This window comes from Nocardia puris (assembly GCF_003315035.1).
In the GTDB taxonomy this organism is placed as follows: Bacteria; Actinomycetota; Actinomycetes; order Mycobacteriales; family Mycobacteriaceae; genus Nocardia; species Nocardia puris.
In genome coordinates, this window is the sequence record NZ_QNRE01000001.1 from 1,187,553 (window position 1) to 1,196,882 (window position 9,330).

At 66.2% G+C, this 9,330-nt stretch carries 12 protein-coding genes; 2 read left to right on the top strand and 10 right to left on the bottom strand.

All coding sequences use genetic code 11. The annotated features are described in order from the left end of the window. Positions 1-7 precede the first annotated feature (7 nt). The 10 genes from DFR74_RS05460 to DFR74_RS05500 are packed head-to-tail and all read right to left on the bottom strand — an operon-like array spanning position 8 to position 6,780. Complete coding sequence (locus tag DFR74_RS05460) at positions 8-1,729, bottom strand: replication initiator (protein ID WP_067514262.1); 1,722 nt, start codon at positions 1,727-1,729, stop codon at positions 8-10. Continuing rightward, positions 1,726-2,562: a deazapurine DNA modification protein DpdA family protein gene (locus DFR74_RS05465; RefSeq protein WP_067514263.1), complete on the bottom strand. Its 837-nt coding sequence runs from the start codon at positions 2,560-2,562 to the stop codon at positions 1,726-1,728. The genes DFR74_RS05460 and DFR74_RS05465 overlap by 4 nt, the downstream gene beginning before the upstream one ends. After that, complete coding sequence (locus tag DFR74_RS05470) at positions 2,559-3,188, bottom strand: hypothetical protein (protein WP_067514264.1); 630 nt, start codon at positions 3,186-3,188, stop codon at positions 2,559-2,561. Before DFR74_RS05470 ends, DFR74_RS05465 begins: the two co-directional genes overlap by 4 nt. After that, positions 3,185-3,352, bottom strand: a complete 168-nt coding sequence (locus DFR74_RS35835; protein ID WP_157115902.1) for a hypothetical protein — start codon at positions 3,350-3,352, stop codon at positions 3,185-3,187. Before DFR74_RS35835 ends, DFR74_RS05470 begins: the two co-directional genes overlap by 4 nt. Further along, on the bottom strand, positions 3,349-3,573 hold the full coding sequence (locus tag DFR74_RS05475) for a hypothetical protein (RefSeq protein ID WP_067514265.1): 225 nt from the start codon (positions 3,571-3,573) through the stop codon (positions 3,349-3,351). The genes DFR74_RS35835 and DFR74_RS05475 overlap by 4 nt, the downstream gene beginning before the upstream one ends. 2 nt (positions 3,574-3,575) lie before the next feature. After that, positions 3,576-3,887: a hypothetical protein gene (locus tag DFR74_RS05480; RefSeq protein WP_147265742.1), complete on the bottom strand. Its 312-nt coding sequence runs from the start codon at positions 3,885-3,887 to the stop codon at positions 3,576-3,578. An 11-nt stretch (positions 3,888-3,898) separates the two neighbouring features. Continuing rightward, complete coding sequence (locus tag DFR74_RS05485; protein WP_067514267.1) at positions 3,899-5,248, bottom strand: FtsK/SpoIIIE domain-containing protein; 1,350 nt, start codon at positions 5,246-5,248, stop codon at positions 3,899-3,901. Continuing rightward, entirely contained in the window at positions 5,248-5,505 is a 258-nt protein-coding gene (locus DFR74_RS05490; protein WP_067514268.1) for a hypothetical protein, read from the bottom strand. Before DFR74_RS05490 ends, DFR74_RS05485 begins: the two co-directional genes overlap by 1 nt. Position 5,506: 1 nt before the next feature. Further along, positions 5,507-6,343 (bottom strand): DUF2637 domain-containing protein, encoded by an 837-nt coding sequence (locus DFR74_RS05495; RefSeq protein ID WP_067514269.1) that lies wholly within the window; start codon positions 6,341-6,343, stop codon positions 5,507-5,509. 2 nt (positions 6,344-6,345) lie between these two features. Further along, on the bottom strand, positions 6,346-6,780 hold the full coding sequence (locus tag DFR74_RS05500; RefSeq protein ID WP_067514270.1) for a hypothetical protein: 435 nt from the start codon (positions 6,778-6,780) through the stop codon (positions 6,346-6,348). Between the two features lie 102 nt (positions 6,781-6,882). Between DFR74_RS05500 and DFR74_RS05505 the strand changes: the two genes are divergently transcribed. Together DFR74_RS05505 and DFR74_RS05510 are read left to right on the top strand one after the other, a co-directional pair. Further along, a complete protein-coding gene (locus DFR74_RS05505) occupies positions 6,883-7,707 on the top strand; it encodes a GntR family transcriptional regulator (RefSeq protein WP_198161925.1) in 825 nt (274 codons plus the stop codon). Then, the gene (locus DFR74_RS05510) at positions 7,704-8,708 is read left to right on the top strand and encodes an asparagine synthase C-terminal domain-containing protein (RefSeq protein WP_157115903.1); all 1,005 of its coding nucleotides are present in this window, start codon (positions 7,704-7,706) and stop codon (positions 8,706-8,708) included. The genes DFR74_RS05505 and DFR74_RS05510 overlap by 4 nt, the downstream gene beginning before the upstream one ends. Positions 8,709-9,330 lie beyond the last annotated feature (622 nt).

Sequence of the window (9,330 nt, forward strand, 5' to 3'; positions counted from 1 at the left end):
TCCCCTGCTACGCCGCCGTCAGCAGCGAATGTTGTTGTGTTGCAACGGTTTCACGTGAAGCCGGAGTGTCTGGTGGCCCTGCCGCGAGCAGGGCTTTGGTGTATTCGGCTCGCCATGTGGCGCGTTGGGCGATGGCGGCCATGATGAGGTGGTCTCGGGGTGGTGCGGTGTGGTCGCCGGGTTCGACGGGCCGCACGATCAGGTGTGAGGTGTCGGGTTTGTGGATTCCGACGCTGGCGAGGAGTTGCCGAACGAATTCGGCGCGATCGTGTTTGTGGTCGGGCAGGGTTTTGCCGGACCATTTCCGGGAGACGAGGACGCGGCGGCCGGGCAGGCCGAGGGTGTCGCGGCGGTGGGCTTTGCCGCGGCAGCGTCCGGGGATGGTTTTGTCGGTGGCGCCTTGGGGGACGATGCCGTAGCGCAGCCAGACCGGGCAGCGTGGCGAGCACGGGGTGTGCTGCAATTCCGCGTGCAGCCGGTCGTAGTGGGCGGCGGTGCGGGCCGAGTTCGTCTCCAGGACTTCGGAAATGCTTTTGGTGAGGTATTTGGTGACGTAGCCGATGGCGCGGTCGGCTTTCTCGCCGGGGATGAACCCTTTCATGTGGCCGGGGTCCATGCGTTCGCCGAAGCGCACCGTGTAGGCCGGTTCGAGGTCGTCCACGCCGTCGAGTACGTCCAGGGCGTCGTCCCAGCCGGTCAACGGCCGACCGGAGTCGGGGTCTACGAAGGTGAGCGCTTGGTAGTCCCAGCGCGGCATCCGGTCCCCGGAGTACACCTCGTGTTCGGGGCCGAAGTGGGGCCACCACACTTGGTGGTAGGTCGCCGCGGTCACCGCGCGCAGCAGTTCCCGCGAGATCGCGCCCCGCAACAGCAGGTGCAGGTGCGGGGCGCCGCGTTTCTGCGGTTCCACGGTGGCGAAGTACTGCACGTCGAATCCGACTGCGCGGCGCAGGTTTTGAATCCAACGGTCGACCAGGCGGGAGAAGAACACGATGTCACGCGCGGCACGCGGGTAGTCGTAGGAGTCGGGGTGGCGGGGTGAGCCGTCCGAGCAGGGTTTGCCGTCGTTGTCGGTGGCGCCGTCGCGGTTGATCGCCCCGTAGGAGGGCATGGTCAGGGTGACCATCATCGAGGACCGGTAACCGCCGATCACCTGCCCGACGGTGGTCTTGGCGACCTTCTTGCGTGGCAGGTTCGGGGCGTCTTGGCGGCGTTTGGTGGAGCGGGTCCGACGCTTGCGCGACCGTGGTTCCAACGGCGGTAGGGGTCCCCGGAATCCGGAATCGCGCAACTCGCGATCCAGGTCGGCTACCAGGTCCGCGAGCGCGGTGGCGAGTTCGGGGTCTTCGCCGTGGTCGCGGGCGTGCTGGTATTCGGTGATCAGGTCGGCGCGGGCGGTCAGCAGGGCGGTTTGCTGCTCGGTGGGTTCGCGAACGTCCTCGACGGGTTCGGTGTCGGCGTGCCAGCCTTCGCGGCATTGAGTCATCCGCAGCCAGCGCGCTTTGTCCGCACACGGCTTGCACACGCTCGCCACCGTGGACTTGCATGGCGCGGCGACATAGCTGGTCGTGCCGGTCGCCGGGTCGATGACCCGCATGGACACCGGGCGGGTGCAGACTCCGAACTTCTCGGCGGTGGCTTGGGCGACATCCCGGAAGTCCGGCAGGCTGCGGCGCTGGGCCGCGGTCTGCCGGACAACCGGAACGACCACGCTGTCTGTGGTGTTCACGCGGCCCCCTCTAGGTCGAATAGGGCAAGCTGATTCGGTGCCACGCGATGCGCGTGACGGCGGCGCGGCGAACTTGGGGTCGGGGTGAGTTGTGCGAGGACTCGGTTACGCCAGGCCAATGCGTAGCGCAGGCAGTTCGCGCAGTTCTTGTGCCCGGTGCAGCCCGGAAGCGGTCGAGCCTCACGGCGTGCGTTGTAGGACCAGGCCATCGAATCCGCGCTGGCGAGCAGGGCGCCGTATTTGCCGAGTCCGGTGGTCTTGATACCGAACCCGTGCAGTCGTACGCCAGGCAGCTGCTCGGACAATGTGGACATGATCAGGGCGGCGTCGGTCGTGGCTTGGCGGCGGCAGACCGACCCCACTCCCACAACGCTCGCGGCGACCAGGTCCACCCCTGCCTTGTCATACAGGTGCGCGCAATGGGCGTAGTCCGACAGGTCGAACCCCTGCAAGACGGGCGCGAACGGCAACTCCGGTGCCAGCGAACGGAGCTCCAGGTAGTTGCTGACGGTCCGCGCCTGGTGCTCGGCGACCGTCAGCCCGGTTCTGGCGATGATGAACGGCTCACACATCCAGTCCTGTGGAGCGGCCCAATCCAGTCCACCAACCTCGACTGCGTAACGACGCACGCGCTCGGCGTACTGCTTCGGGGTCGGCCCATCCGACCACGAACCGTGCACGCTCAGCATGGAAAACCCACCCGAATCCAGTGCCCACCGGCCCTTGGCGCGAGGCAAGGTCTTGTACCGCGACAGCCGTACATCCGAGATAAACAACGGCAGCCCCGTACGCGACAACCAACCCGGATGATGACTTCCCAGATAGAACCTCATACCGCCTTCTCCCACGACAAGCCGCCGGCGATATGCCGTAGCGGCACCGGAGTAACCAAAGAATCCCCGTGGCGGAAGGCCAGTTCCACGAGCGCGGGGCCGGTGATGGTGGCTCGGCACGCTGCGGCGCCGAAGGCGTGCGCGAGGTGGTCGGTGCGGTTCTCCCAGTCGGCGGGGCACTGGCCGGGCAGCATCCGCACCCGCACCCGATCCGAGCCCGTCCCCAACTCCACCGACAGCAGGCGGGGCACCAACACCCGATCCTGTCCGCTGATGGTCAGGTGGCAGGCGCTCAGCAGCCGGGTCCAGCGACGCCGGTACCGCCACCAGGCCAGGGCTCGGTGTCGTGCCCGCGAGGTGACCCACCGCTCGAACATCTCTGGTCTCCTGCGTCGCCAGAGCATGATCCCCGCAGCGGAGCACCCCGCGACCCCGACACCCGCCCACCAGGCGAGCAGAGTGCCGGCCGCGACCGCGATCCCGAGGGGCAGTGAGAACATCGGGAACAACACCATCCACCGCGCCACGACCAGGACGCCGACCAGGATGGCGGTCACGGTGTTGAGGATCGCGAGCCCGAGCACGTCCATCGGATCACGCTGCACCGCAGCGAGTTTCGTGGTCATGACGTGTGCTCCTGCGGTAGATCGAGATCGAACAGGGCGAGTTGATCGGCGTGCGGGGTGTGCAGGCCCTGACGAGACCGGGTCTCGCGAGCCTTGCTCTGCGCGTTCTGTTTGGCCGCCTCGGCCACGATCGGGTTCACCGGCCGAGGTTTACGGGTGCTCATGCCGCCCACCCGCCGTCGCCGTCATCAGGGCCGAGGTCCCAGCCGGTCAGGGTGTGGCCGGACTCGGCCAGCACGTGGACGGCGACTTCGGTCGGGGACAGGCCGCGGCGTTCGTGGTGAGTGCGCCGCCACGCGGCCAGCTCGATCACATTCGACCCATCGGCGTCGATGCCGTGGACGACGCGGGTGTTGTTGTGGTGCTTGCGGTTTCGGGTATTCATGATCAGACCTCGTTTTCGGAGATGCCGCACACGTCGCAGGTACGGGAACGGGTGGAAACGCCGAGGGGCCAGGTGACCGACCGCCACGACGACGTGGTGTAGGTGTGGCCGTTGACGGCGCAGTGTTCGGTGGCGTGGCAGCCGTCGCAGGTGACTTTGTCGCCGTCGTAGGACCAGGCGATCCCGACCGCGCCGAGAGTCAGAAACGAGATGGCCTGATTCACGCTGTCGAAGCAGGCCGCTTCGCCGCCGTCGCGGTCGGTGTAGATGTCGCCGCAGGTGTCGCAGTAGACGACCACGTGTGTCTCGGTCACGAATCCCCGCTTCACGCCGCCACCCCCGAACTCGTCTCGTCGTCCTCGCCGGGGATGTAGTCCGGGTCGAAATCGCTGTAGTCGTCTTGGGGTTCGAGATCCACGACGGTGGGACGGGCCGGGGCGTAGGCGTCGATCAGGGCATCGATATCGGTGTCGGAGACGAAGAACGCCCGTACCCGGGTGAAGGTGTTGGAGCCGTCTTCGCCGACGTAGCCGACACCGGGTGTGTCCGTGGCGATCTCGTCGCAGCGCGCACCCCGAGCCCGAGCGCCCTGCCCGTGCACCATCGCGACCTGGGACGGTTCGTCCAGGCGCAGGCCGATCCGGACCGGGAACAACTGCCGCAACGGCATCGTCTCCTTGGACGGGTCCTGCAACGCCGCCACCACCGACACACCGACCGCGCGACCTTGGGACAACAGCAGCCCGAACAACCGCTCGAACTCGGCCTTCTCCTCGCGCACCGCATACGCCGACAAGGCCGCGGCCTCATCGATGATGATCAGAATCAGCGGCTCATCCGGGGTCGGGACATGCTTACGGACCCCGGCGCGGCGCAGTTTCACCGCCCGCTCCGACAGAACCTCCACGGCGTCGGTGAGCATGGCCAGGATCGAGGCCGGATCGGTCGCGAACCGCACGAACAGCCGGTTCTCACCGCGCCCGAATTCCATGCCGCCCTTCGGGTCCGCCAGATACACATCCACCAGACCATCCCGGATCGCCGGACCCAACCCCGCCAGGATCGACCACAACACCGAGCCTTTGCCGGAACCGGTCGCACCAGCCAACAGGATGTGGGAGTACAGGACCCGCAGCCGCCACCAGTCGTACTCCTCAGTGACTCCGACCGGGACCGCCTCCAGGTCCACCCCGCCACCCACACCATCGGAGGCGACAGGGTGCACCACATCCGGCGCCGTTGCCGGGGCGGCGAGCGTGTCATGCACGCGCACCTGGAGACGGACCCAGCTCGCAGCGGGTGACGACGCACTCACCCGAGGAACACCGAGGTAGGTCGCGAACTGTTGCAGGACTTCGTCGTTGGACCAATCCGCCAGCGACTGCCCGCCCAGCATCATCACGTCGACCTCGATGCCGTGGATCGTGTAGTCCCACGCATCCACATACGGGAACCCGGTCTCCGGGGAACCGAGGTCCAGCGCGGACAGCATCAAGTTCGTCTGTCCCCGATCGGCCAGGATCAGCACCGCCGTCCGCAATGCCGGCGGGGCCTCGGCCACGATGTCAGCCACGGACAGCCGGCGCGGACCCGGACCCTGATGACGCATCCACGCCAGCCCACCCGCTGCGGCGAGCGTGCCACCCGCCACCAGCACCGTCGTCAACGCCGACATCACGCCACCGCCTTCAACAGGCTCACCCGGTCGGTGAGGTCGGATTCGGCATCGGAGATCGCGGCATCCAACAGCGCGCGCAGGTCCCGCGCCTGGGCCACCGTCAACTGCATCCCGCAGTCCGGACCGAAGGCCACGAACACCTTGCCGCGGAACCACTGCGTCTCGAACGAGACGTGATGCGCCGCCATCGTGATCAATACGTCGTCGTTCTTGCCGGTCGAGTGACGCGGCCACAGCTTCTTGATATCGGACATATCAGTTACCCCCAACAGGGACAGCGATCGGCAACATGGCCTGCTGGGCCGGGGCCGGTCGCGAGGAACGAACAGGACTCACCCGAACCACCGACACCGGCGACGACACCGACGCCGGAACGGACTCGGACTCGGAATTCGAAACCGGTTCCACCGCAGACGGTTTCGCCGGTTTCAGGTACTTGCGGACCGTGCCTTGCGACACGCCCAACTCGGTCGCGATCGCCGCCACCGACCGACCCGACGCAGCCAGCACCACCGCCCGCGCAGCCCGATCAGCCGAAGACCCACCCGACCGCTTACCGCCCCGCGAGCCAGACTTCGGCTCCACCACCGTCGCGGCAGGCACGGAAACCGGCTCAGCGACGGCCACCGGCACCGGTTCCCGCATCGGGGCCGACTCGATCACAGGTGCCGAATGCCGTTGCGCCGCACGGAACAACAACGCCAGCCCATGAGTGTCGGCCAGCAGCGAGATCGGGGCGATCCCCGCCACCAACGCCGCCGCCCACCCCGGCAAGTCCCGACCGGCCGCGACCGCGTGCAAACTGTTACCCGCGACCGAGACCAGCGCACCGACCACCAGCACCGACACGAAGAACCGACGCTCCCGGCGATCCGGGCACACCAGCACCCCCGCCGTCGCCAGCAGGATCGTGCCATCCACGATCACCGGGAACAGCCACGCATCCCCCGCCGGGATATGCGCCAGCCGGGCAAGGTCCTCCAGGGTGGCGAACGACAACCGGAACGCCGCCACCCCCACCGCCACGATGATGACCACGGCGGACCAACGCGCCCAACGCATCCCCACCGACACCCGATCCGCCGCGTCCATCGTCAGGCCGCCTTCGCCGACCCGGCACCCTTGGCACCGGAGTTATCGCCCACGATCCCCGTCGCCCGGAAATCGAAGCCCACGTACTTGAACTCACCGGCGCCCATCAGCTTCGGCATCGCGGTCAGACCCTCCAACTCGATCTGCCGCATCCCCGGCAGCACCTCCGCCGTCGACGGAACCGGCTGCACCGGCGACACAAACGTCACCTGAAAGCTCGCCCGCTTCGCGTTCGTCTCCGACGGATCGGTCACCGTCGCCTTCCACAGGCGAAGCCCCGTGCCGTTGCCGTCACGATCCATGTCGACCTTCTGCACCTGCGGCGCGTTGCGGTCGGAGTTGTACTCCGTCAACGGGGCGATCTCCCCCACCAGCACCAAACCCATCGGGAACGCATCCTTGAACGCCACCGGGAAACGGAAGTTCTTGAGTGCCATGTCTGTCGGCTCCTTATGGTTGAGTGGAACTCCTATATAGGACTATCTCCTATATAGGAGCACAGTGGACGCCATCTTGGCAAGACCTAAAGAGGACCTAAGATGAATGAGTCCTCGGCAGAGAGAAGGGACCGGATGCCAGCGAAGTACGAGCTAATCTCCGACGACATACGCCGCCAGATTGCCGACGGAGAGCTACGCCCTGGCGATCGCCTGCCGGGAGAAACTGCACTGATCGAGCGCTACAAGGTCAGCGTCCCGACTCTTCGCCAAGCCCTGTCCACACTGCGCGCGCAGGGCCTCATCGAGTCCAAGCACGGGATCGGTACCTTCGTTCGGAGTCCGCGCCTCAAGGTCATTCGACGCAACGAACGTCACCAGCGGGAAAAGTCCCTCGTCCACGCTCCCGAAGAGGAACGCCGCCGCAACGGAAGCGCTGAGACGGACACGGGCCGAAGGACTGACGAGTTCTCGTTCTCGGCGCAGTACGAGACCATCCCCGCCCCGGAGCCCGTGGCAACCGCTCTCGGTGTCCCTATCGGCACTGACCTTCTCCGGCGTACGTATCGGTCGCGGTTCACCAGCGAGGATGTGCCGCTTGCCTTCGGTAACTCGTATCTTGTGCTTGACCTGGTCAAGAAGAATCCAGACCTACTGGACCCCCACCTCGAACCGTGGCCTGGCGGCACCATGCACCAGCTATCGACACTCGGCATTGAGGTCGACCGAGTAGTCGAAGACATCACCACACGACTGCCTTCGCCCGACGAGATGCGAGAACTCGGACTCATCCCCGGCACCGCGGTTTTCGTCGTGCACAAGTCGATGATCGACACCAACGACCGCGTCGTGGAGTTCAGCGACTTCGTTCTGCCCGGCGACCGGCACCGCCTCATCTACACAACTCAACTGGAACGGTGGACATGACCTACGAGACTCTTGCACCGCAAACGGCCGAACCGCTCCAGTTCGTGACCGATCTAGTTGAGGACATCGCTGCTCCCAATCCCGCTGCACGAACGCTGACCGATCCCGTCGAAGCGGCCAGCCTGATTTCCGAGGAGACACGCACGCGGGTCGCCTCCGTGCTCGACAAGTTCGGTGGAACACCGGCCGTTCTGCTCAGTGGTGGTGTCGACTCGATCTACGTTGCTGCAGTCGCGGTCCATCTCGGTGCAAAGCCCGTTGCGGTCACCATCGTGACGGATGGTCAGTCCGATGAAGCCAACGCAGCTGCGGCGGCGAGGGCGCTTGGCCTCCGGCACGACATCATCCGTTTGACTGCCGCCGAGGTGGTGGATCTGTCTCGCGATGTGATCACCAGACTCGGGACATCAGAACTTTGGGAGGTCACCGCAGGAATTCCCCTCCTCGCAGCTCGCCGCACCTTCGATGCTATTCCTACCCTTGGTGCGGTCTTGAGCGGAAGCGGTGCGGACGCCATCCTGGGGGGAGGCCGGACGCTCACTCACTCACCCGCTTCGCATGAGGCCACGATCGAGCTTGACCGTCTAATCCGTGCCGAGTCGGCGGCGAATTTCCGCTACGACCGCTTGGTGCCGAACTTCCACCCCGCCCTGCTCGACCAGTACGCCGACCGACTCATCCACGTATTCCAGACGGTTCGCTGGTGGCAAGTAGCTGAAAGATTCGCGCCCGCAGCTCTTTTCGGCATCCACGATGACCGCTTGGTCGACAAGTACGCCCTTCGGCTTGCTTGCGAGGCTCAACTTCCCGAAGAGGTCAACTACCTCGCGTGGGCCACGAAGTCGCCGATCCAGCGCTCATCCGGCCTCATGAGCGTGCTCGCGACCGCTGCCCGGACGTATGCCGCCAACCTGCCAGGAGCGCAAACCTACACCGACCCAATGACCGAGGACGCCGAGGCCGTGGCGACGCGCCTGTACCTCTCGATCCTTGGTGCGTGAGGTGCCCGAAGCCGAGTGCGTAAGGTGCGTAACGTGCGTAACGTCTGTAAGGTTGAGTCGTCACGAGAGTGATGCCGAGAGGCGGGACGCCGCGTCACCGACGCCCCGCCAGGTGGGTTAGCTAGCCCGCACTCGGCGGACCACTACGAGCGCCCCGGCGGCCACGGCAGCAACCGCAAGCAGCATGCCGTAGTCGACCGGGGCCTTGCTCTTTGCCCGGCGATGTTTCGCCATTCCCCACCACCTCCTTTCTCGGCGCGGTGCGGCCTGGACCAACTGCCGCACCGCCCCTTAACGGGAGGTGGCATCACCCTACGCCACCGCGCCGACGGATTGCCCGAAAAGCGCTGCCAGCCCGCACAGTTCAGACCAGCGCGACGAGTTCGAGACAGCGCGACGAGCCGCGAGGATGGTCTGCAAATGCCCGTCGCCCATCGCGGGTTGTTGCCGAATTTCGCCATACAGGATCAAGGGCGGCGCTGCGCGCCGCGCACCGCGCCGCGCGGTGCGCCGCGCAACGGCGTCCCTGTCAACTCCGGTTGAATCGTGACCCGGTCGTTCCGGTTGAATCCGGACCCACCCCTGGTGGTGTGGTCAGTCGTTGGTCTTGGCCGCTGGGACG